Annotated in this window: 17 protein-coding genes; 9 read left to right on the top strand and 8 right to left on the bottom strand. The window is 73.4% G+C overall.

Annotated elements, in window-relative coordinates; all coding sequences use genetic code 11:
• Window positions 1-6 precede the first annotated feature (6 nt).
• On the top strand, window positions 7-459 hold the full coding sequence (locus OHL10_RS01980) for a tRNA (cytidine(34)-2'-O)-methyltransferase (RefSeq protein WP_265520991.1): 453 nt from the start codon (window positions 7-9) through the stop codon (window positions 457-459).
• Window positions 460-480: 21 nt separating this feature from the next.
• Here the strand turns inward: OHL10_RS01980 and OHL10_RS01975 are convergent, their stop codons facing one another.
• The 6 genes from OHL10_RS01975 to xylA all read right to left on the bottom strand — a co-directional run bounded on the left by OHL10_RS01975 (window position 481) and on the right by xylA (window position 8,964).
• A complete protein-coding gene (locus OHL10_RS01975) occupies window positions 481-2,781 on the bottom strand; it encodes a glycoside hydrolase family 127 protein (protein WP_265520462.1) in 2,301 nt (766 codons plus the stop codon).
• Between the two features lie 6 nt (window positions 2,782-2,787).
• Complete coding sequence (locus OHL10_RS01970; protein WP_265520461.1) at window positions 2,788-4,338, bottom strand: alpha-N-arabinofuranosidase; 1,551 nt, start codon at window positions 4,336-4,338, stop codon at window positions 2,788-2,790.
• 114 nt (window positions 4,339-4,452) lie between these two features.
• Window positions 4,453-5,460, bottom strand: a complete 1,008-nt coding sequence (locus OHL10_RS01965) for a LacI family DNA-binding transcriptional regulator (protein ID WP_265520460.1) — start codon at window positions 5,458-5,460, stop codon at window positions 4,453-4,455.
• Window positions 5,457-6,137, bottom strand: coding sequence for a ThuA domain-containing protein (locus tag OHL10_RS01960; RefSeq protein ID WP_265520459.1), 681 nt, complete (start codon window positions 6,135-6,137; stop codon window positions 5,457-5,459). The genes OHL10_RS01965 and OHL10_RS01960 overlap by 4 nt, the downstream gene beginning before the upstream one ends.
• Before the next feature lie 147 nt (window positions 6,138-6,284).
• On the bottom strand, window positions 6,285-7,772 hold the full coding sequence (locus OHL10_RS01955) for an FGGY family carbohydrate kinase (RefSeq protein WP_265520458.1): 1,488 nt from the start codon (window positions 7,770-7,772) through the stop codon (window positions 6,285-6,287).
• A 10-nt stretch (window positions 7,773-7,782) separates the two neighbouring features.
• Window positions 7,783-8,964: a xylose isomerase gene (xylA, locus tag OHL10_RS01950; protein ID WP_265520457.1), complete on the bottom strand. Its 1,182-nt coding sequence runs from the start codon at window positions 8,962-8,964 to the stop codon at window positions 7,783-7,785.
• A 101-nt stretch (window positions 8,965-9,065) separates the two neighbouring features.
• Between xylA and OHL10_RS01945 the strand changes: the two genes are divergently transcribed.
• From OHL10_RS01945 to OHL10_RS01925, 5 genes are all read left to right on the top strand, one after another.
• Entirely contained in the window at window positions 9,066-10,328 is a 1,263-nt protein-coding gene (locus tag OHL10_RS01945; RefSeq protein WP_265520456.1) for an ROK family protein, read from the top strand.
• Window positions 10,329-10,401: 73 nt separating this feature from the next.
• Window positions 10,402-11,448, top strand: a complete 1,047-nt coding sequence (locus OHL10_RS01940; RefSeq protein WP_265520455.1) for a LacI family DNA-binding transcriptional regulator — start codon at window positions 10,402-10,404, stop codon at window positions 11,446-11,448.
• 181 nt (window positions 11,449-11,629) lie between these two features.
• Window positions 11,630-12,805: a Gfo/Idh/MocA family protein gene (locus OHL10_RS01935; protein ID WP_265520454.1), complete on the top strand. Its 1,176-nt coding sequence runs from the start codon at window positions 11,630-11,632 to the stop codon at window positions 12,803-12,805.
• Between the two features lie 86 nt (window positions 12,806-12,891).
• A complete protein-coding gene (locus tag OHL10_RS01930; RefSeq protein ID WP_425498948.1) occupies window positions 12,892-14,124 on the top strand; it encodes a dihydrodipicolinate synthase family protein in 1,233 nt (410 codons plus the stop codon).
• Window positions 14,121-15,014 carry a sugar phosphate isomerase/epimerase family protein gene (locus OHL10_RS01925; RefSeq protein ID WP_265520453.1) on the top strand — a complete coding sequence of 298 codons (894 nt, stop codon included), beginning with the start codon at window positions 14,121-14,123 and terminating at the stop codon, window positions 15,012-15,014. Before OHL10_RS01930 ends, OHL10_RS01925 begins: the two co-directional genes overlap by 4 nt.
• Before the next feature lie 120 nt (window positions 15,015-15,134).
• Here OHL10_RS01925 and OHL10_RS01920 read toward each other — a convergent pair whose 3' ends face one another.
• Window positions 15,135-16,652, bottom strand: coding sequence for an alpha-N-arabinofuranosidase (locus tag OHL10_RS01920; protein ID WP_265520452.1), 1,518 nt, complete (start codon window positions 16,650-16,652; stop codon window positions 15,135-15,137).
• A 35-nt stretch (window positions 16,653-16,687) separates the two neighbouring features.
• Window positions 16,688-17,806, bottom strand: a complete 1,119-nt coding sequence (locus OHL10_RS01915) for a LacI family DNA-binding transcriptional regulator (protein WP_322645509.1) — start codon at window positions 17,804-17,806, stop codon at window positions 16,688-16,690.
• Window positions 17,807-18,018: 212 nt separating this feature from the next.
• On the opposite strand from OHL10_RS01915, the gene OHL10_RS01910 reads away from it, so the two are divergent.
• The 3 genes from OHL10_RS01910 to OHL10_RS01900 all read left to right on the top strand — a co-directional run bounded on the left by OHL10_RS01910 (window position 18,019) and on the right by OHL10_RS01900 (window position 21,295).
• The gene (locus OHL10_RS01910) at window positions 18,019-18,948 is read left to right on the top strand and encodes a carbohydrate ABC transporter permease (RefSeq protein WP_265520451.1); all 930 of its coding nucleotides are present in this window, start codon (window positions 18,019-18,021) and stop codon (window positions 18,946-18,948) included.
• A 2-nt stretch (window positions 18,949-18,950) separates the two neighbouring features.
• Window positions 18,951-19,892 carry a carbohydrate ABC transporter permease gene (locus tag OHL10_RS01905; RefSeq protein ID WP_265520450.1) on the top strand — a complete coding sequence of 314 codons (942 nt, stop codon included), beginning with the start codon at window positions 18,951-18,953 and terminating at the stop codon, window positions 19,890-19,892.
• Window positions 19,893-19,957: 65 nt separating this feature from the next.
• A complete protein-coding gene (locus OHL10_RS01900) occupies window positions 19,958-21,295 on the top strand; it encodes an ABC transporter substrate-binding protein (RefSeq protein ID WP_265520449.1) in 1,338 nt (445 codons plus the stop codon).
• Window positions 21,296-21,331: the final 36 nt, after the last annotated feature.

Below are 21,331 nucleotides of genomic sequence, written 5' to 3'. Positions count from 1 at the left end.
CACGTGATGTTCTTCGAGCCGCGGATCCCGGGGAACACGGGGAACGCGATCCGTCTCGCGGCGGTGACCGGCGCGCGGCTGCACCTCGTCGAGCCGCTCGGCTTCGACATGGACGAGCCGAAGCTGCGTCGGGCCGGTCTGGACTATCACGACCTCGCGGCGGTGGAGGTGCACGCGGACCTCGACGCCGCGCTCGCGACGCTGCCCGGTGAGCGGGTCTTCGCGTTCACCACGAGCGCGACGACGTCGTTCACCGACGTCGTCTACCGCCCGGGTGACGTGCTGCTGTTCGGGCCCGAGCCCACGGGCCTGCCCGAGGACGTCCTCGCGCACCCGCGCCTGACCGACCGGCTGAAGATCCCGATGCAGCCCGGGCGTCGGTCGCTCAACCTCACGAACGCCGCGTCGATCGCCGTCTACGAGGCGTGGCGGCAGGCGGGCTTCCCCGGCGGGTCCTGACCGACGGCGAGCTCTCGCCCGTCACGACACCAGCCGGACCTCGACGACCTGTGCCGTGCGACCTCCCGCGGTCGCCTCGAGGCGCACCTCGACCCCGGCACGCGAGCCTGCGCCGTCCGGCAACGGGATCTCGACGACCCGCGGCCCGGTCGGCGGCTCCTCCTGCGCGTCGAGCTCGGCCACCGGCGCACCGTCGAGGCGCACGGCGGTGGGCGTGGTGCCGGGGCGGTAGGTGATCCGCAGCGCGCGGCCGTGCCCGTGGGGATCGGAGAGCCGGTAGCCGAACCAGCCGGTGGCGGACCGCCAGCCGACGCCCTCGACCGTGCCGGTCGACGTCTGCTCGCCGGTGAACGCGTGGTCGCTCTCCGGCTGCTGCTGCCCGGCGTGCACGACGTCCACCGTCGCCCGGGACTCCGCGAGCTCGGCGTCGTCCCGGGCGCGCAACGCGGCGCGCACGCCCGGGACGGCACCCGGTGCGGCGAGCGGCCAGTACAGGACGTACCGCGCGTCGTGGATCCCGGCGAACGGCTCCAGCACGGTGACCCGGCCGGCCGGGTCGTCGGCGCGCTCGAGGACGTAGGCGAGCGGCTCGCCCGGCAGCCGGTGCACCGTACCCGGGAGGTCGTCGTCGCACTCCGTGAGGACGACGGGCAGCCCGGCGAGCGGGTGGAGCGGGCCGCCGGCCACGTGGCCCATCCGCGCCTCGTCCGCGACGAGGCCGACGAGGTCGTCGGCGGTCGTCCGCGCCGCGAGGACGACGGGACCGTGCCGGAACGCGACCCAGTCGCTCCCGTCCGGCAGGCGCTCGGCGCTCACCGCGGCGGGGAGCGTGAAGGTCACCCGGTCGCCGTCGTGCCAGGTCCGGCGGATCTCGAGGTACCCGTCGACCAGCACCTCGGCGACCCGTGCGCCGTTGACCGCCAGGTCGACCCGCGCCCCCGGTTCGAGCCAGCCGGGTCGGCGCACGCGGAGCGTGAAGCCCACCGGGGCCGCGGCACGGACGGTGAGCTCGACGGCGTCGTCCGCCGGGAAACGCGTGCGCTGCTCGAGCGTCACCCCGCGCTCGGCCCACCGCACCGTCGAGGCGACGAACAGGTGGACCCACAGCGCGTCGGCGCTGCGTGAGCAGACGAGCTCGCCGTAGCGGGCGTGGTTCTCCAGCCCGGTCCCGACGCAGCACCAGAAGCACTCCTGGGGCTGGGAGTACACGCGGTAGTGGTCCGGGCGCACCGGCGTGAAGTACACGAACCCGCCGCGGGGGTGCTGGGAGGACAGGATGTGGTTGAACGTCGCCCGCTCGTAGAAGTCAACGATCTCCGGGTCGGGGCGGTGCAGGAACATCGCCCGGCTGAGGCGCAGCATGTTCGTCGTGTTGCACGTCTCCGGACCCTCGGGCGAGGCGAGCGCGGGCGAGCAGTCGTGCGCCGGGTGGAAGTGCTCGCGGACCGAGTTCCCGCCGAACGCGTACGTCCGACGCCGCGTCACCGTCTCCCAGAAGAACCGCGCCGCGCCCAGCAGCTCCTCGTCCTGCGTGAGCTCGCCGAGCCGCTGGTACCCGACGACCTTGGGGATCTGCGTGTTCGCGTGCAGGCCGTCGAGCGCGTCGCGGCGCGCGGCCAACGGCTCGAGCACCGCCCGGTGGGCGAACCGGCGGGCCATCGTGAGGTACTCGTCGCGCCCGGTGATCGCGGCGAGGTCGGCGTACGCCTCGGTCATCCCGCCGTGCTCCGTGGCGAGCATCGCCTCGAACCGGTCGTCGTCCAGGTCGCGCGAGGCCGCGCACCACCAGTCGGCGAGGCGGACGACGACGTCGAGCGCCGCCCGGGAGCCGGCCTGCCGGTACGCGTCGACCAGCCCGGCGAACAGCTTGTGCAGGTTGTACCAGGGCACCCACGCGCCCCCGAGCTCGAACGTCCCGGCCTGGGCCTCAGCCTCGACACCGACGACCCGGTCCCAGAGCCGCTGCCCGTCGGGCACTCCCCCGACGTACCCGGTGCCGAGTGCGTCCTGGCACTGCGCGACGCCCGCGACCAGGCGGTCGAGGAGCACCCGCGGACGCGGGTCGTCGGTCGCCGCCGACATCAGCGCCGCCGCGGACAGGGCGTGGCCGAGGGTGTGCCCGTCGAGCCCCGAGTCCTCCCAGTTCCCGTACGACCCGACCGGGTCGCCGTCACGTACGACCGGCGCCAGGCCCGCCTCACGCCGCAGCGGCGCGAGGAGACGGTCCGGGTCCAGCCGCAGGAGGTACTCGAGGCCCGTGCGCTGGGCGTCCCGGAAGGGCCCGTCCAGCAGCCGGACGTCGCTCAGGTCGAAGGGCTCCATGCTCGGTCAGGCATCCGCGGCCTGGAGCGAGACCGTCGCGAACGACGCGGCCGGGAGCTCCACGCGGAGCACACCACCGGTGAGCGTGACGCCCTCGAGCGCGACGGGCGCGACGGCGTCGGGCAGGTCGGGCGTGTTGTGCGCCGTGAGCGCGTCCGCGACGAGGACCCGACCCTGGGCCTCGTGCACCGCACGACCGCGCAGGTCCAGCTCGACCGTGTGCGCCGCGTCGGCGTCGAGGTTCGTCAACGAGACGAGCACGGCGCCGTCCTTGCTGGACGCCGACAGCGACACCAGCGGCACGGCCTGCCCGTCGACCTCACGCGTCGGCACCGCCGAGGTCAGGTGCGCGGCGTGCGACGTCGCGTCCTGGTGCCCGGCGTTCATCTCGAACACGTGGTAGGTCGGCGTGAGGACCAGGGCTTCGCCGTCGGTGAGCAGCATCGCCTGCAGCACGTTGACCGTCTGTGCGATGTTCGCCATGACGAGGCGGTCGGCGTGCGCGTGGAACATGTCGAAGTGCAGGCTCGCGACGATCGCGTCCCGCATCGCGTTCTGCTGGAACAGGAAGCCGGGGTTGGTGCCGGGCTCGACGTCCCACCACGTCCCCCACTCGTCGAGCACGAGCCCGACCTTCTTCTCGGGGTCGTAGGCGTCCATGACGGCGGCGTGCCCGGCGATGTAGTCACCCACCCGCAGGGTGCGGCGCATCGTCTCGTAGTACTCGTCCTCGGAGAACTCCGTCGCGCGGCCCTTGGCCCCCCACGTGCCCGAGAACGTGTACGCGTGGAACGAGACCGCCTGGAACACCAGGTGCGGGTCCTTCGCCCCGAGCGTCGAGATCTCCTTCATGAGGGTCTCGGTCCAGTGGTAGTCGTCGTCGGACGCGCCGGCCGCGATCTTGTAGAGCGCGTTGTCGCCGTGGTTGCGCGCGTACGTCGCGTACTGCCGGGCGAGCGGGGCGAACTGCTCGGCGCGCAGGTTGCCCCCGCAGCCCCACGGCTCGTTGCCCACGCCCCAGAAGGGCACGCGCCACGGCTCGTCCCGCCCGTTCTCGCGGCGAAGGCGCGCCATCGGGCTGTCCCCGGCGCGGGTCAGGTACTCGACCCACTCGCTCATCTCCTGCACGCTGCCGGAGCCGATGTTCGCGCTCACGTACGGCTCCGTGCCGAGCAGGTCGCACAGCGCCATGAACTCGTGCGTGCCGAAGTGGTTGTTCTCCTCGACGTTCCCCCAGTGCGTGTTGACCATGCGGGGCCGCTGGTCGCGCGGGCCGATCCCGTCCGACCAGTGGTACTCGTCCGCGAAGCAGCCGCCCGGCCAGCGCAGCACCGGGATGCGCAGCGCACGCAGCGCCTCCACGACGTCGAGGCGGATGCCGCCCTCGTTCGGGATGTCGGAGTCCTCCCCCACCCAGAACCCGTCGTAGATGCAGCGGCCCAGGTGCTCGGCGAAGTGCCCGTAGAGGTGGCGCGAGATCGTCGGCCCGGCGACGTCGAGGTCGACGACGGCGCGCACGGACGCATCAGGGGACGTCGGGCTGAGGGTGGTGGTCATGCGGTGTCCTTCCGAAGGTCACGTCGTCGGGCTGTCGGCGGTGACCACGCTAACCGCGCGGCACGGCCCGACCCGGCCCCGGGACCGCCTGCGGACGGTCTGAAAGTTTCCGCCTCAGGCGGGTGCGACCGACGCGCGCTCGACGAGCCGCACGGGCAGCGCGAGCGGTGCGCCGGGTGACGCGGTCGCCGTGGGGGCGAGTGCTCGCTCGACGGCGGCGTCGGCCAGCTCGCGCAGCGGCTGGCGCATCGTCGTCAGGGCGGGCACGACGAGCTCGGCGGCGTGGACGTCGTCGAACCCCATGACGGACAGGTCGCGCGGGACGACGAGCCCGAGCTCGTGCGCGGCGCCGAGGAGCATCAGGGCGAGGTGGTCGTGCGAGGCGAGCACCGCTGTCGGGGGCTGCGGGAGCGCCAGGAGTGCCTCGAGCGCCGGGCGTACGCCGCCGGGTGCGACGACGTCGTCGACGACGTAGCCGCCGCGTTCCGGGTCGGGGAGGCCCGCGTCGTGCAGCGCCCCGAGGACGCCGGCGCGCCGCTCGGTCGCCGGCCACCCGCCGATGGAGCTGACGTAGGCGATGCGCCGGTGCCCGCGGGAGAGCAGGTGCTCGGCGGCGGCGCGACCGCCGCCACGGTTGTCGGTCGCGACCCAGGTCACGCCGTCGGGCGGGCGCGTGACCGGTTCGAGCAGGACGAGCGGGGTGCCGGTGGACCGCGACCAGGCGACCTCGCGGTCGACGACCGTGTGCAGCGCGGCGATCACTCCCCCGCTCGTGCGGCCGGTGACCTGCGCGAGCCAGTCGCCCGTGGCCGACGTGGTGAGCACGGTGGACACACCCCGCGACCGGGCGGCGGCCTGTACGGCCTCGACGACCGCGGACTCGTAGAGCGACCCCACCTCGGGGATGACGAGGTCCAGGAGCCGGGGCGCCCGCCGGTGCCCGACGACGTACCCCGCCCGCTCCAGCTCGCCCACCACTCGCCCGCGGGTGGCCTCGGCGACGCCCGGGCGCGCGTTGAGCACGCGCGAGACCGTGGGGACGGAGACCCCGGCCCGGCGCGCGACGACCGCGAGGGTGACGAGCGACGCCCGCTCGCGAGCGTCGTCGGGGGCATCGCTCACCCCTGCGGCTCCCGGCCCAGCAGCCAGGTCGCCGACCGGCGGAGCAGGTCGACCCGGCCCGCGGAGTCGTAGGACCGCACGTCGTGCCCGAGGCCGTCGTAGACCGTCCGGCCGCCGTGCGCCTCGTGCGCCCACACCACGGGGTGGTCGTTCCCGTCGTGCTCGACCGTCGCCAGGACCTCGATGCCCGGGCGGGTCCGCAGGAAGCAGTAGCGCTCGTCGAGCACGTCGACGTCCCCGAGCCCGCGGGTCACCTCGTGGCCGGGGCGCACCGTGACGCGGGCCTCGCCGAACGGCGGGTGCATCGACTCGCCGGGGATCCAGCGACCGCCCAGCACGTCCTGCCAGTCGGGCGCGTCCGGGAAGGTGTTCGCCGCCTGGTGCAGCCCGAGCACCGCGCCGCCGGCCCGCGCCCAGCGGGAGAGCGTGCCGTGCAGCGGTGCCCACGCGGCGTCGTCGTCGCCCGGCTCCCCGCGCCCGCAGTTCACGACGAGCAGGTCGGGACCGGCGGGTCCGTCCAGGTCGTCGAGCGCGTCGGGGAACGTGCTGCGCACCTCGACGTCGACGTCGGGCAGCGCCCCGAGCAGCACCGCGACCCGGTGCGAGGTCGCGGCGTGGTCGTGCCAGGGGTCCTCGTAGCGGCCTCGGCCGGCGAGGACCCGTACACGCTGCGTCATCCGATGCTCCACGTCTCTCCCGGCGGGCCGGGACCCGGCGGCGCCGGTGCGGTCGCCTGGTCGGACGGTACCCGACACCGGCCCGGAGGCGTCCAGGTGGACACCTCCGGGCCGGTTCGGGCAGCGCTGCCGCTCCGCGGACGCGGCTCAGACCAGGTCGCGCACGGCAGCGTACTGCTCACGCACCACCGGCTCGGGCGCGGCCTCGGACACCGTGCTCGACGACGTCCGCCACGCGGGCGGGCCACCCACCTCGCCCGACCCCCGGGCGGCCAGGACCCACGCGGCCTGGCGGGCCGCGCCGTCGGCCACGTACTCGCCGGGCTCCGGCACCGTCAGCGGCATCCCGAGCACCTGCGGCGCGATGCGCCGCACCGCCTCGGACTGCGCGCCGCCGCCGATGAGCACCAGCCGCTCGACGGGCACACCGAGCGCGCGCAGGGCGTCGAGGCCGTCCGCGAGCCCGCACAGCATGCCCTCGACGAACGCCCGCGCCACGTGCGACGGCGTCGAGCTGCCGAGCCGCACACCGTGCAGCGTGCCGCTCGCGTCGGGACGGTTGGGCGTGCGCTCACCCTCGAGGTACGGCACGAGGACGAGGCCGTCGGCGCCGGCCGGCGCCTCGAGCGCGAGCCGGGACAGCTCGGCGTGGTCCACGCCGAGGACGGTCCGGGCGGCGTCGAGGACCCGGCTCGCGTTGAGCGTGACAGCGAGCAGCAGGTACCGGCCCGTGGCGTCCGAGAAGCCCGTCACGAGGCCGGAGCCGTCCGCGGTCCGCTCGGCGGCGACCGCCGACACGACGCCGGACGTGCCGAGCGAGACCCCCACGTCGCCCTCGACCATCCCGAGGCCCAGGGCCGCGGCGGCGTTGTCGCCCGCACCGGGTCCGAGGAGCGCACCGCCGTCGACCGCGGAGCCTGCGACGACCGGCGACGCCACCCCCGCGGCCTCGGCCGGGCCGAGCACACGGGGCAGCACGACGTCGGACCGGCCGAGCGCGAGCTCGACGAGGTCGGGCCGGTAGGCCCCGGCCCCACCGTCGGCGGCTGCGTCGTAGTAGCCCGTGCCGGACGCGTCGGACCGGTCGGTGACGAGCGCCGACAGGTCGGGCTCGAGCCCCTGGCTGCGAGGCCCGAACCCGGCGATGCGCCACGTCAGCCAGTCGTGCGGGAGGGCGACCGCGGCCACCCTCGCCGCGTTCTCGGGCTCGGCGTCGCGCAGCCAGCGCAGCTTGGTCACGGTGAGGGACGCGACGGGCACCGAGCCGATCGCGTCCGCCCACGCCTGCTGACCGGCGTCCGTGTCTCCGTCGCCGAGCTCGGTGACCAGGTCGCGCGCGGCACCGGCCGAGCGGGTGTCGTTCCACAGCAGCGCCGGGCGGACCACCTCGCCGTCGACGTCGAGCGCGACCATGCCGTGCTGCTGGCCCCCCACCGCGAGCGCCGCGACGTCGTCGAGCCCGCCCGCCGCGGCGGCGGCCGCGCCGAACGCGGTCCACCACGCCTCGGGGTCGACCTCGGTGCCGTCGGGGTGGCGCGCCGAGCCGAAGCGCACGAGCGCCCCGGTCTCGGCGTCGCGGACGACGACCTTGCAGGACTGCGTCGACGTATCGACGCCGGCGACCAGAGTTCTCATGTCCCCCATGTCAGCCGATGAGGTGCTTGAGCGCCAGCTGGTTGAGGCGCACGAAGCCGAAGTCGCGACCCGCCGCGGCGTCGACGTCGAAGTCCTCGTACGTCGAGCGGTCGGCGAGGAGGTCCGCGACGGACTCGCCCGCGCCGAGCGTCGTCTCGCCGAGCTCGAAGACGCCGGAGTGGCGGAACGCGTCCTGGACCTCGGGGTCGGCACGGTACGCGGCGGCCTTGGCCGCCAGGAGCGAGTAGGTCTCCATGTTGGCCTTCGCCGAGTCCCACACACCGACCTCGGACTCGGTGCGCGACGGCTTGTAGTCGAAGTGCCGCGGGCCGGTGTAGCGAGGACCGCCGTTGGGGAAGCCGTTCTCGAGCAGGTCGACCGTGAAGAACGCCGACAGCAGGTCGCCGTGGCCGAACACGAGGTCCTGGTCGAACTTGATCGAGCGCTGACCGTTGAGGTCGATGTGGAAGAGCTTGCCCGCCCACAGCGCCTGGGCGATGCCGTGCGTGTAGTTGAGGCCCGCCATCTGCTCGTGCCCGGTCTCGGGGTTGAGCCCGACGATGTCGCCGTGCTCGAGCTTCGCGATGAGGGCGAGCGCGTGCCCGATCGTCGGCAGGAAGATGTCGCCGCGGGGCTCGTTGGGCTTGGGCTCGAGCGCGATCTTCAGGTCGTAGCCCCGCTCCTTGATGTACGCCGCCGTGAGGTCCAGGCCCTCCGCGTAGCGCTCGTGCGCCGAGTGCAGGTCCTTGGCGCCGTCGTACTCGGTGCCCTCGCGACCGCCCCACATGACGAACGTCTTCGCGCCCAGCTCGGCGGTGAGGTCGACGTTGCGCAGCACCTTGCGCAGGGCGTAGCGCCGCACGCCGCGGTCGTTGGAGGTCAGGCCGCCGTCCTTGAAGACGGGGTGGCTGAAGAGGTTGGTGGTCACCATCTCGATGACGAGGCCGGTCTCGTCGGCAGCCTTCTTCACGTCGCCGAGCAGGCGCTCGCGGGTGGTGTCGTCCGAGCCGAACGGCACGACGTCGTCGTCGTGGAACGTGAAGCCCCACGCGCCGAGCTCGGCGAGCTTGTGCACGGAGTACGCGGGGTCGAGCGCGGCGCGGCTCGCGCTGCCGAACTGGTCCTGCGCGGTCCAGCCCACGGTCCACAGGCCGAAGGAATAGTTGATGTTCTGGGCGGTGGTGTCGGCCACGACTCTCTCCTCGTCGAGATCACTGCACGGATCGTCCCCGCGTGGCGGGGCATATTTGTTGTACGGATGAACTTATGCGGAGTTCTCGGTAAGGTCAAGGCGTGAACCGGACCCCCGTGTCGCTGGCCGCCCGGCAGGGCACCCTGCGCGAGCACAACCTCGCCCTCGTCGCGCGTGCCGTGTTCGAGTCGCCCGCTCCCCGCTCGCGGGCGGACCTCTCCGTGGTGACCGGCCTGACCCGGGCGACGGTCTCCGTGCTCGTGGACCAGCTCGTCGACGCCGAGATCCTGCGCGAGCTGCCACCCCTGGCACCGCAGCGGGCCGGGCGCCCCGCGGTACCGCTCACGCCCGCGGCACGCAGCATCGTCGGGCTGGGGCTCGAGGTCAACGTCGACTACCTCGGGGGCCGGGTCGTCGACCTCACCGGCGCGGTGGTCGCCGAGCGCGTCACCCCGGGCGACTTCCACGCGAGCGACCCCGCCGACGTCCTCGCGCGCCTCGGCACGCTCGCCCGGGACCTGCTCGCCGAGGTCGACGCGCAGGGCATGCGCGTCGCCGGTGCGCGGCTCGCCCTGCCCGGGCTCGTCGACGCCCGCGCCGGGCGGCTGCAGGTCGCCCCCAACCTCGGTTGGTCAGAGCTCGACCCCGTGCCCCTCCTGGGCCTCGATCCCGGTCTGCGGTTCGACGTCGCGAACGAGGCCAAGCTCGCCGGCCTCGCGCAGTCCGCGCTCGCCCACGGTGGCCCGCCCGTCCCGTCCGACCCGGCGCCCGGTGCACCGCCGCTGCCCGACGACGGCGCGCGCCCCGGCCCGTCGTCTTACCTGTACGTCTCGGGCGACGTGGGCATCGGGTCGGCGATCGTCATCGACCGCCAGCTCTTCCTGGGCCGCCACGGCTGGTCCGGGGAGATCGGGCACGTCGTCGTCGACCCGCACGGACCCCGCTGCCCCTGCGGCGCGACGGGCTGCCTCGAGCAGTACGCCGGCAAGGACGCGCTGCTGCGTGCCGCCGGGTTGGGGGTCGACGCCCAGGTCGCGGACCTCGTCGCGGCGCTCGACGCCGGGGACGCCCGGGCCACGGCGGCCGCAGCCCGCGCCGGCTCGGCGCTCGGCAGCGCGCTCGCCGACTTCATGAACCTCGTCGACATCGACACGGTGCTCCTCGGCGGGATCTACCCCGACCTGCTCCCCTACCTCCGCGCTCCGCTGCTCACCGGGCTGCGCACCCGGGTGCTCGCCGCACCCTGGGCCGAGTTCGAGGTCTCCGCGGCCCTCGTCGGCTCCTACGCCGCGATGACGGGCGGGGCGCGGCTCGTCCTGCGCGACGTGCTCGCGCACCCGGCCGACTGGGTCACGCCGGTCTGACGCCGGCGTCCCGACCTGCCGACGCCCGCCCAGGATCACGGGGAAGCGCCTTCCGAGGTCCTACGCTGTGTTCATGCCGCCCCTCCCGCCGGGTCCCGTGACCCTCAGCCAGGTCGCCCGAGAGGCCGGGGTCTCCCTCGCCACCGCGTCGCGCGCCATCAACGGCAGCGCGACCAGGACCGTCAGCCCCGAGCTGCGCGAGCGGGTGCTCACCGCGGCGGCGAGGCTGCGCTATTCTCCCGACGCCAACGCGCAGGCCATGGCCCGGGGCCGGACGACGTCGGTCGGCCTCATCGTGCACGACATCTCCGACCCGTACTTCTCGTCCATCGCCGCGGGCGTCACGGGCGCCGCGGAGCAGGCGGACCTCGTCGTCACGCTCGCCAGCACCCAGCACCGGGCGGACCGCGAGCTGGCGTTCGTCGAGCTGATGCACCGCCAGCGCGCCCGCGCGATCATCGTCGCGGGCGGCCGCCTCGACGGGGGCGCGTCCGACGACGCTCTCGTCGCCGCGCTCGAGGAGTACCACCGCCACGGGGGCGGGGTCGCGCTCGTCGGGCAGCCCCTCGCCGCGCTGCCGACGGTCGTCGTCGCGAACCGCAGCGGAGCGGGCGACCTCGCCGGCGCGCTGCACGCGTTGGGCTACCGGAGCGTCGGGGTGCTCGCCGGGCCGGCCGGGCACCGCACGGCCGCCGACCGCTCCGCGGGGTTCGCGCAGGCGCTCCAGGAGCGCGGCACGGCCGTCGGGCCGGTCGTGCACAGCGCGTTCACGCGCGACGGCGGGTACGCCGGGATGGCCGAGCTCCTCGCCCGCCCCGACCGCCCCCGCCTCGTGCTCGCCGTGAACGACGTCATGGCCGTCGGGGCGATGGCCGCCGCGCGCGACGCCGGGCTGCACGTACCGGACGACGTCGCGGTCGCGGGCTTCGACGACATCGTCACCCTGCGCGACGTCACCCCGGCACTGACGACCGTCCGCATCCCCCTGACGTCGATCGGCGAGATCGCCACGCGCCTCGCGCTCGGTGCGGACGCCGGGTCCGTCGAGGTGACGGGGACGGTCGTCGTGCGTGACTCCACCCCGGACCTGCGCCCGACAGCACCGACCACGTGCCCGTGACGCTCCTCTCGCCCGATCGGTCAGGACGTGCTGTGATCAGAGGGCACGGGGCGCGCTCACCCCGCTCGAGACACGTGAGGTGATGCTCGCAGGTTGACGCAGGAAAGCGCTTCCCCTAGCCTCGTGGAAAGCGCATTCCCGATTGCGCGCACCGCCGCGCCCGTCCCGCAGGAGCACTCGCATGAGCACACCCCCGGCCGACCGCACGCTGCGCATCGCCATGAACGGCATCACCGGGCGCATGGGATACCGCCAGCACCTCGTCCGCTCGATCCTGCCCATCCGGGACGCGGGCGGCGTCGTGCTCGCGGACGGCAGCCGGGTCCAGGTGGAGCCCGTCCTCATCGGGCGCAACGAGTCGAAGGTCCGCGAGCTCGCCGCCCTGCACGACGTCGAGCACTGGAGCACCGACCTCGACGGCGCGATCGCCGACCCGAGCGTCGACATCGTCTTCGACGCCTCGATGACCGCGCTGCGCGCCAAGACCCTCACCAAGGCCATGCAGGCCGGCAAGCACATCTACACCGAGAAGCCGACCGCGGAGACCCTCGACGAGGCCGTCGACCTCGCCCGCCTGCGCGAGGAGACCGGCGTGACCGCCGGCGTCGTGCACGACAAGCTCTACCTCCCCGGCCTCGTCAAGCTGCGCCGCCTCGTCGACGAGGGCTTCTTCGGGCGCATCCTGTCGCTGCGCGGCGAGTTCGGCTACTGGGTCTTCGAGGGCGATCACCAGGCCGCTCAGCGCCCGTCGTGGAACTACCGCAAGGAGGACGGCGGCGGTATGACGACGGACATGTTCTGCCACTGGAACTACGTCCTCGAGGGCATCCTCGGGTCGGTGAAGACCGTCAACGCCCAGACGATCACGCACATCCCGACCCGCTGGGACGAGCAGGGCGCGGCCTACCCCGCGACCGCCGACGACGCGGCATACGGCATCTTCGAGATCGAGACCCCCGACGGCGACCCCGTCGTCGCGCAGATCAACTCGTCCTGGGCCGTGCGCGTCTACCGCGACGAGCTCGTCGAGTTCCAGATCGACGGCACGCACGGTTCGGCCGTGGCCGGGCTCACCAAGTGCGTCGCGCAGCAGCGCGCCCACACCCCCAAGCCCGTGTGGAACCCGGACCTGCCCGTCACCGAGTCCTTCCGCGACCAGTGGCTCGAGGTCCCCGCCAACGCCGAGCTCGACAACGGCTTCAAGCTGCAGTGGGAGGAGTTCCTGGGCGACGTCGTCGCCGGGCGCCCGCACCGCTTCGACCTGCTCTCCGCCGCGCGCGGTGTGCAGCTCGCCGAGCTCGGACTGCGCTCGTCGGCGGAAGGCCGGCGCCTCGACGTCCCGGAGATCTCCCTGTGACCCCGCAGACCACCCGCCTGCCCGGCCGGTCGGCCACCCCGGTGGCCGCCGCGCTCGACCTCGCCGACAGCGGCGTCGTCGTCCGGCTGCCGCGGTTCGGCGCCGGCCGCGTCGCCGGCACCGAGGTGCGCGAGCTGCGCGCGCCCGGACCCTGGACGACGCCGACCGGCCCGATCACCTCCCGGGTCGCCTTCGCGGCGGCGCACGTCGTGCCGCACGTCGGCGCCGACAACACCCCGGGCCGCCCCGCCGAGGTCGACTGGGAGTCGACGCTCGCCTACCGGCACCGCATCTGGGAGCACGGGCTCGGCGTCGCCGACGCCATGGACACCGCCCAGCGCGGCATGGGCCTCGACTGGGCGGCGACCCAGGAGCTGGTCCGCCGCTCGTCCGCCGAGGCGCGCGCCGTCGGTGCCCGGATCGCCTGCGGCGCGGGCACCGACCAGCTGGACCCCGCCCTCGTCGCGAGCTGGGAGCCCGGCGACCGGGCCGCGCTCGACGCCGTGACCGACGCGTACCGCGAGCAGGTCCGTATGGTGCAGGACGCCGGCGCGCAGGTCATCGTCATGGCCTCGCGCGCCCTCGCCCGCGTCGCCCGGGACGCCGACGACTACGCCCGCGTCTACGACGCCGTGCTCGCCGAGGCCGACGAGCCCGTGGTCCTGCACTGGCTCGGCACCATGTTCGACCCGGCCCTCGCCGGGTACTGGGGCGCGCAGGACCCGGCCGACATCACCAGCGCGACCCGCACCTTCACCGACCTGATCCGTGCCCACCAGGGCCGCGTCGACGGTGTGAAGGTCTCGCTGCTGGACGCCGCGCACGAGGTCGGCCTGCGCCGGGAGCTCGCGACGCTCGACCCGGCCGCCGGCGGCGCGGTCCGCCTGTACACCGGGGACGACTTCAACTACCCCGAGCTCGTCGCGGGCGACGAGCAGGGCCACTCCGACGCCCTGCTCGGCATCTTCGCCGCGATCTACCCGGCGGCGTCGACCGCGCTGCAGGCGTTCGACGCCGGCGCGGCGGGCGACGACGACGGCGCCGCCCGCGGGTACGCGATCCTCGCGTCGACCGAGGCGCTCGGCCGGCACATCTTCGCCGCACCGACGTACTACTACAAGACGGGCATCGCGTTCCTGTCCTGGCTGAACGGCCACCAGCCCGGGTTCCAGATGGTCGGCGGCCTGCACGCGGGCCGCTCCGTCGAGCACCTCGTCGACCTCTTCCGCATCGCCGACACCGCGGGCCTGCTGACCGACCCGGCGCTCGCCGCGCGCCGGCTCTCGACGTTCCTCGCGGTCAACGGGGTGGACCTGTGACCGGGCCGGGCACGGGCAGGCTCTCGCTCAACACGGCGACGATCAAGCGCTCGACCCTCCCCGAGGCGGTCGAGATCGCCGCGGAGGCCGGGTACGACGCCGTCGGCCTCTGGCGCGACCGCGTCCAGGAGACCGGGGCCACGGTGGCGGCGAAGATCGTCGCCGAGGCGGGCCTGCGCGTCTCCTCCCTGTGCCGCGGCGGGTTCCTCACCGCGGCCGACGACGCCGGGATCGCCGCGGCGCTCGACGACAACCGGCGCGCCGTCGAGGAGGCCGCGACCGTCGGCACGAGCGAGCTCGTGTTCGTCGTCGGCGGGCTCCCCGCCAACAGCAGCCCGGGGGCCGGGCCGCGGCACGACGCCGGGGCGGCGGACCGCGACCTCGTCGCGGCCCGGTCGCGCGTCGCGGACCGCATCGCGGACCTTGCGCCCTTCGCGGCCGAGCACGGCGTGCGGATCGTCCTCGAACCGCTGCACCCGATCTTCGCCGCCGACCGCGCCGTCATCTCGACCCTCGGCCAGGCTCTCGACCTCGCCGCACCGCACCCGGCGGACGTCGTGGGCGTCGTCGTGGACACCTACCACGTGTGGTGGGACCCCCAGCTCGAGACCATGATCGCCCGCGCCGGGGCGGAGGGGCGGATCGCGTCCTACCAGGTCTGCGACTGGATCCTGCCGCTCGCCGCCGACCCGCTGCTCTCGCGCGGGTACGTCGGGGACGGCTACGTCGACTTCCCCACCATCACCCGGTGGGTGTCCGACGCCGGCTACACGGGCGACATCGAGACCGAGATCTTCCACCAGGAGATCTGGGACACCGACCCCCGCACGGTGGCCGCCACCGTCGCGGACCGGTACGCCCGGTACGTGCTGCCCTCCCTCCCGGGCTGAGAAGCACACCGCCGGCCGTCCCGACGACGGGGCGTCACCCGGGGAGGCTCCATGCCCTCCTCACCCCGGGTGACGCCCCGTCGTCGTGCACGAGGCCGCGACTCAGCGCACCGTGAGGACTCAGCGCACCGTGAGCGAGACCGCCGCCCACGACAGCGCCGGCAGCGTGGCGAGCACCTCGCCGGCGACCTCGCGCACCGGCAGCGCCGTCGGGCGCACGGGCTGCTCGTCGCGGGTGTTGGTCGCGAACCGGTCCCGCCCCTCGGGGACCGTCAGGACCAGGGCTTCGCCCGCGAGGGCGAACCCCTGGCCCGCGCCTCCCAGCGTGACCTCGACGGGCGCCCGGTGGTCGCGGTTGACGAGGAACAGCTCGACCCGGTCGCCGTCGACCGTCCCCGCGACGTCGACCGAGGGGACGTCGCCGTAGGCGGCGGTGCTCACCAACGGGGCGTCCACCGCGATGCGCAGCGCCTCGCCGCGGGCGCGGGCCGCCGTGATCGCGAACGGCCAGAAGATGGTCTGGCGCCACGCCGCGGCGTCGGGCTCGGTGCGGATGGGCGCGATGACGTTGACGAGCTGCGCCTGGTTCGCCATGGTCACGCGGTCCGCGTGCCGGAGCAGCGAGTTGAGCAGCGACCCGACCACGACGGCGTCCGCCACGGCGTACTCGTCCTCGATGATCGCCGGCGCGTACGCCCACTCCCCCGTGAGGAGCGGCTCCTTGTCCTGCTCGTTGAAGCGGGTCTGGTACCAGACGTTCCACTCGTCGACGCTGATGCCGAGCGGACGCTCCAGGCCGAGCGCGGCCTCCTCCTCGGCGAGGATGCCCGCGACCTCCTCGATGTACCGGTCCAGCCCGACGCCGGAGGCCAGGAACGAGTCGAGGTCGCCGTCGAGCTCCTCGTAGTAGGCGTGCAGGGAGATGTGCTCGACGAGCCCCGCGGTCTGGCGCACGACCTCGCGCTCCCAGGAGCCGAACGTCGGCTGCCCCGCAGACGAGCTGCCCGCGACGACGAGCTCGATCCCGGGATCGACGAAGCGCATGAGGCGCGCGGTCTCGGCGGCGATCCGGCCGTACTCGTGGGCGGTCTTGTGGCCGATCTGCCAGTCGCCGTCCATCTCGTTGCCCAGGCACCACAGCCGGATCCCGAACGGGTCCTCGGCGCCGTTGGCGCGGCGCTCGTCGGACAGCGCCGTGCCGGCCGGGAAGTTGCAGTACTCGAGCAGGCGCGCGGCGTCGCGCGGCCCGCGCGTGCCGAGGTTCACCGCCATCATCAGCTCGAGGCCCACACGCTGCGCCCAGGACGCGAACTCGTGCAGCCCCACCTGGTTGGTCTCGACGCTGTGCCACGCCGCGTCGAGCCGCACGGGCCGCTCGTCGCGCGGGCCGACGCTGTCCTCCCACTCGAACCCGGAGACGAAGTTCCCGCCCGGGTAGCGCACGACCGTGGCACCCAGCTCGCGGACGAGGTCCGCGACGTCGGTCCGGAAGCCGTCGGCGTCGGCGCTCGGGTGCTCCGGGGCGTGGATGCCGTCGTAGACGCACCGGCCCATGTGCTCGACGAAGGTCCCGAAGAGGCGCGGGGAGACCCGCCCGACGGTCGCTGCGGGGTCAAGCTCGATACGTGCGTGGGTCATGCTCGGAAGTCCTCGGCTCTCGGTGTGGTGGTGCGTCAGCGGGGCGCGGGTCCGGTGCTTCTCCGGACGACGAGGTGGGTCGGGACGAGGTGGGTGCCGCGCTCGTGCTCGTCGTTGCGGAACTGGCGCAGCACCCCCTCGACGCAGCGTCGGCCGACCTCGGCGAAGTCCTGGTGGACGGTCGTGAGCGGGGGCAGGAACGACCCCGCCTCGGAGATGTCGTCGAAGCCGACGACGCTGACGTCCTCCGGGACGCGGCGCCCGCTCTCGTGCAGGGCGCGCAGCAGCCCGAGGGCCAACTCGTCGTTGGCGGCGAACACGGCGGTGCAGGCGGGGTCGGCCGCGAGCCGGAGCCCGGCCCGGTACCCGGACTCGGCGGACCAGTCGCCGCGCTCGACGGGCAGGACGGGGCACCCGGCCTCCTCGAGGGTGCGCCGCCACGCCGCGGTGCGACGCTCGGCCGCGAACGACTCCTCGGGACCGGCCAGGTGGTGCACCGTGCGGTGCCCCAGGTCGAGCAGGTGGGCGACCGCCTGGCGGGTGCCGTCGGCCTGGTCGGTGTCCACGACGCTGTACTGGTCGCCGGCGTCCGAGTCCGCGACCACGACCTGCACCCCGGGCGGGAGCGAGACCGAGGCCGCGTCGAGGAGGTGGACCTCCATGAGGAGGATGACGGCGTCGACCGCGAGCTCCCCGAGCCGGGTGAACGCGCCCCGCACGCCGTCCTGCGTCGGCACGGCGACCGGGATGAGCGTGATCGCGTAGCCCTCGGCGGCCGCGGACGACGCGATCGCCTCGAGGGTGCGGACGTTCCCCGTGGTGGAGAGCGTGAAGAGAATGACGCCGATGGTGCGGAACTCACCGCTCTTCAGGGCGCGCGCCGCGCTGTTGGGGCGGTATCCGAGCTCGGCCATCGCGCCCAGGACCAGCCGGCGGGTCTCGTCGACCACGCCGGGGTGGCCGTTGGCGACCCGCGACACGGTCTGGGAGGAGACCCCCGCAAGCCGCGCGACGTCGGCCATGGACACCCGGCGGCGGCGCCGCTCGGGGCGCACCTCACCGAGGACGTGAGCCTCCACGACCGCGGACGCCGCGCCCGGATCTTCCTGCGCCGAGCGTCGCTCCGGCGCGACCTCGTCCAGCCCCTGACTCATGCCTGCTCGTGCCCTTCCGTCGACCGCGACGCACCCTAGCGTTCGCTGCGCCGCGCTCACGTGGGACTTGACGTCTCGGAGCGGCGGTGCCACGATCACCGTAGTCCATGTTTACGTAAACATCCACGAGGCCGTTCTCCGATGTTTACGCAAACACCCGCGGTCCCTCGCGGGTGGCCTGACGACCAGCTCGCGAACAGCAAGGAAGCACCATGACGACGCTGTCTCCACCCGTGGCCGCCGCGCACGGCGTGCCCGACCCTGCCCCGCACCGGCACCGCCGCCGCCGCTGGATCGGCTGGGGTTTCATCGGGCCCTTCATGGCGGTCTTCGCGCTGGTCTTCCTCGCGCCCATCGCCTACTCGATCTACCTCAGCCTGTTCCGCAACCAGATCGTCGGCGGCAACGCGTTCGTGGGGTTCGACAACTACTCACGAGCGCTGAGCGACCCGCAGTTCTGGTCCGCGCTGAGCCGCGTCTCGCTCTTCCTCGTGGTCCAGGTGCCGATCATGCTGTGCCTCGCCCTGCTGGTCGCGCTCGCGATCGACAGCGGCCGCCTGCACGGCAAGAACTTCTTCCGGATCTCGATCTTCCTGCCGTACGCCGTACCTGCCGTCGTGGCGACCCTCATGTGGGGCTTCATGTACGGCACCCGGTTCGGGCTCGTCGGCAACATCAACGACTGGCTCGGCACGTCGATCCCGAACCCGCTCTCCCCGGACTGGGTCCTGCTGTCCATCGGCAACATCGTGACCTGGGAGTTCGTCGGCTACAACATGCTGATCTTCTACTCCGCGCTGCGGACGATCCCCACCTCGCTCTACGAGGCCGCGGAGATCGACGGCGCCGGGCAGCTCCGCATCGTGCGCGCCATCAAGCTCCCCGCGATCCGCGGCGCCCTCGTCATCGCCACGATCTTCTCGATCATCGGCAGCTTCCAGCTCTTCAACGAGCCGAGCATCCTGCAGTCGCTCGCGCCGAACGCGATCTCGACCTACTTCACCCCGAACCTGTACGCCTACTCGCTGTCGTTCTCCGGCCAGCAGTACAACTACTCCGCCACGGTGGCGATCATCATGGGCCTCATCACGATGGTGATCGCCTACGTCGTCCAGCTCCGCGGCATGCGCAAGGAGAGCTGACCATGACGCACACCGCCACCGTCCCCGCCGCGCCCGGGGCCCGCCCCGCCCGCACGTCGTCCCCGTCGAGCCTGCGCAGCGGACGCCGGCACTCGGTGGAGAAGCCGCGCCGCAACGTGGTCCTCACCGTGCTCACCGGCATCGTGCTCGTGTACTCCCTCGTCCCCCTGCTCTGGCTCGTCATCAACGCGAGCAAGACGCAGGCGAACCTGTTCGACTCGTTCGGCCTGTGGTTCGCGGGCGACTTCGCGCTCTTCGACAACATCGCCCAGACCCTGACGTACGACGACGGCATCTTCGGCCGCTGGCTCGCCAACACCGTCCTGTACGTCGTGCTGGGCGCCGGGGGCGCGACCTTCCTCGCGATCCTCGGGGGCTACGCCCTGGCGAAGTTCGACTTCCCCGGCAAGCGCGGGGTGTTCGCCGTCGTCATCGGCGCGGTCGCCGTGCCCGGCACGGCGCTCGCCGTGCCGACGTTCCTCATGTTCAGCCAGATGGGCCTGACGAACACGCCGTGGGCCGTGATCATCCCGTCGCTCATCTCGCCGTTCGGCCTCTACCTCATGTGGACCTTCGCCGCGGAGGCCGTGCCGACCGAGATGCTCGAGGCGGCACGCGTCGACGGCGCGAGCGAGTTCCGCACGTTCTTCCAGATCAGCATGCCGCTGCTCGCCCCCGGCATCGTCACGGTCCTGCTCTTCACCATGGTCGCGACGTGGAACAACTACTTCCTGCCGCTGATCATGCTCAAGGACCCCTCCTGGTACCCCCTGACGCTCGGGCTCAACGCCTGGAACGCGCAGGCGTCCACGGCCGGCGGCGAGGCCATCTTCAACCTCGTGATCACCGGGTCGCTCCTGACGATCCTCCCGCTGATCGCCGCCTTCCTCCTCCTGCAGCGCTACTGGCAGTCAGGACTCGCGGCCGGCTCCGTCAAGGAGTAGGCCCGCACATCTCCCCCAGCACCACCCGCACCGATCCGTCTGACGACGAAGTGAGAGGAACCTCCATGTTCACCACCACCCACCGCACGCGCTCCCGCGCGACCGCGACGGTCGCCGCGATCGGCGCCCTCGCCCTGACGCTCACCGCATGCGGCGGCGGCAGCGACGACGACGCCTCCCCCGCGGACGCCCAGAGCGCCCTCGAAGAGGGCGGCACCCTCACCGTCTGGGCGTGGGACCCCACGCTGACCGACGTCGCCGCCGACTTCGAGGCCGAGAACCCGGGCGTCACGATCGAGCTCGTCAACGCCGGTACTGGCAACGACCAGTACACCGCCCTGCAGAACGCCATCGCGGCCGGCTCGGGTGCGCCCGACCTCGCCCAGGTGGAGTTCTACGCCCTCCCCCAGTTCTCCCTGTCGGAGTCGCTCGCGGACCTCACGCCGTACGGCGCCGACGAGCTCGCCGACACGTTCACCCCCGGCCCGTGGGGCGCCGTCGCACAGGGCGAGGGCATCTACGCCCTGCCCACCGACTCGGGCCCGATGGCGCTGTTCTACAACAAGCGCGTCTTCGACGAGCACGGCATCGAGGTCCCGACGACGTGGGACGAGTACATCGAGGCAGGCCGTGAGCTCCAGGAGGCCGACCCGGGCGCGTACATCACGAACGACACCGGCGACGCCGGCTTCACCACGAGCCTCATCTGGCAGGCCGGCGGCCAGCCGTACCAGGTCGACGGCACGAACGTGACGATCGACTTCTCCGACGAGGGCTCGCAGACCTTCGCCGACACCTGGCAGACGATGATCGACGACGAGCTCGTCGCCCCGGTCAGCTCGTGGAGCGACGAGTGGTACCAGGGCCTGTCCGACGGCTCGATCGCGACCCTCGTGATCGGTGCGTGGATGCGCGGGAACCTCGAGTCGAGCGTCCCCGGCGCCGCAGGCGACTGGGCCGTGGCCCCGATGCCGCAGTGGGAGGAGGGCGCGACCGCGACCGCCGAGAACGGCGGCTCCTCGCTCGCGATCCCCGAGGCGAGCGAGAACAAGGACCTCGCCTGGGCCTTCCTCGAGTACGCGACCGTCGGTGACGGCGTCCAGACCCGCATCGAGGGCGGCGCGTTCCCCGCGACGACGGCCGACCTCGAGGGCGCGGAGTTCCGCGACGTCGAGTTCGAGTACTTCGGTGGCCAGGCGGTCAACGAGGTCCTCGCGGACTCCGCGGCGAACGTCGTCGAGGGCTGGGCGTACCTGCCGTTCCAGGTGTACGCGAACTCGATCTTCAACGACACGGTCGGCCAGGCCTACGTCGGCGGCACGACCCTCACCGACGGCCTGCAGAGCTGGCAGGACGCCTCGGTCGCCTACGGCAGCGACCAGGGCTTCACCGTCACCGAGTGACCGGTGCGGGGCGGGCGGCGAGCAGCCGCCCGCCCC

It is taken from the genome of Oerskovia flava (genome assembly GCF_026163685.1).
Classification (GTDB): Bacteria; Actinomycetota; Actinomycetes; order Actinomycetales; family Cellulomonadaceae; genus Oerskovia_A; species Oerskovia_A flava.
Note: the sequence above shows the minus strand (reverse complement) of the source record. Positions and strands in the feature narration are given on the sequence as shown.

Bases quoted from the DNA above. Each gene is read 5' to 3' on its own strand.
- OHL10_RS01980 (WP_265520991.1), top strand. From the start codon at position 7: ATGTTCTTCGAGCCGCGGATCCCGGGGAACACGGGGAACGCGATCCGT.
- OHL10_RS01975 (WP_265520462.1), bottom strand. From the start codon at position 2,781: ATGGAGCCCTTCGACCTGAGCGACGTCCGGCTGCTGGACGGGCCCTTC.
- OHL10_RS01970 (WP_265520461.1), bottom strand. From the start codon at position 4,338: ATGACCACCACCCTCAGCCCGACGTCCCCTGATGCGTCCGTGCGCGCC.
- OHL10_RS01960 (WP_265520459.1), bottom strand. From the start codon at position 6,137: ATGACGCAGCGTGTACGGGTCCTCGCCGGCCGAGGCCGCTACGAGGAC.
- OHL10_RS01955 (WP_265520458.1), bottom strand. From the start codon at position 7,772: ATGAGAACTCTGGTCGCCGGCGTCGATACGTCGACGCAGTCCTGCAAG.
- OHL10_RS01940 (WP_265520455.1), top strand. From the start codon at position 10,402: ATGCCGCCCCTCCCGCCGGGTCCCGTGACCCTCAGCCAGGTCGCCCGA.
- OHL10_RS01935 (WP_265520454.1), top strand. From the start codon at position 11,630: ATGAGCACACCCCCGGCCGACCGCACGCTGCGCATCGCCATGAACGGC.
- OHL10_RS01920 (WP_265520452.1), bottom strand. From the start codon at position 16,652: ATGACCCACGCACGTATCGAGCTTGACCCCGCAGCGACCGTCGGGCGG.
- OHL10_RS01915 (WP_322645509.1), bottom strand. From the start codon at position 17,806: ATGAGTCAGGGGCTGGACGAGGTCGCGCCGGAGCGACGCTCGGCGCAG.
- OHL10_RS01910 (WP_265520451.1), top strand. From the start codon at position 18,019: ATGACGACGCTGTCTCCACCCGTGGCCGCCGCGCACGGCGTGCCCGAC.
- OHL10_RS01905 (WP_265520450.1), top strand. From the start codon at position 18,951: ATGACGCACACCGCCACCGTCCCCGCCGCGCCCGGGGCCCGCCCCGCC.
- OHL10_RS01900 (WP_265520449.1), top strand. From the start codon at position 19,958: ATGTTCACCACCACCCACCGCACGCGCTCCCGCGCGACCGCGACGGTC.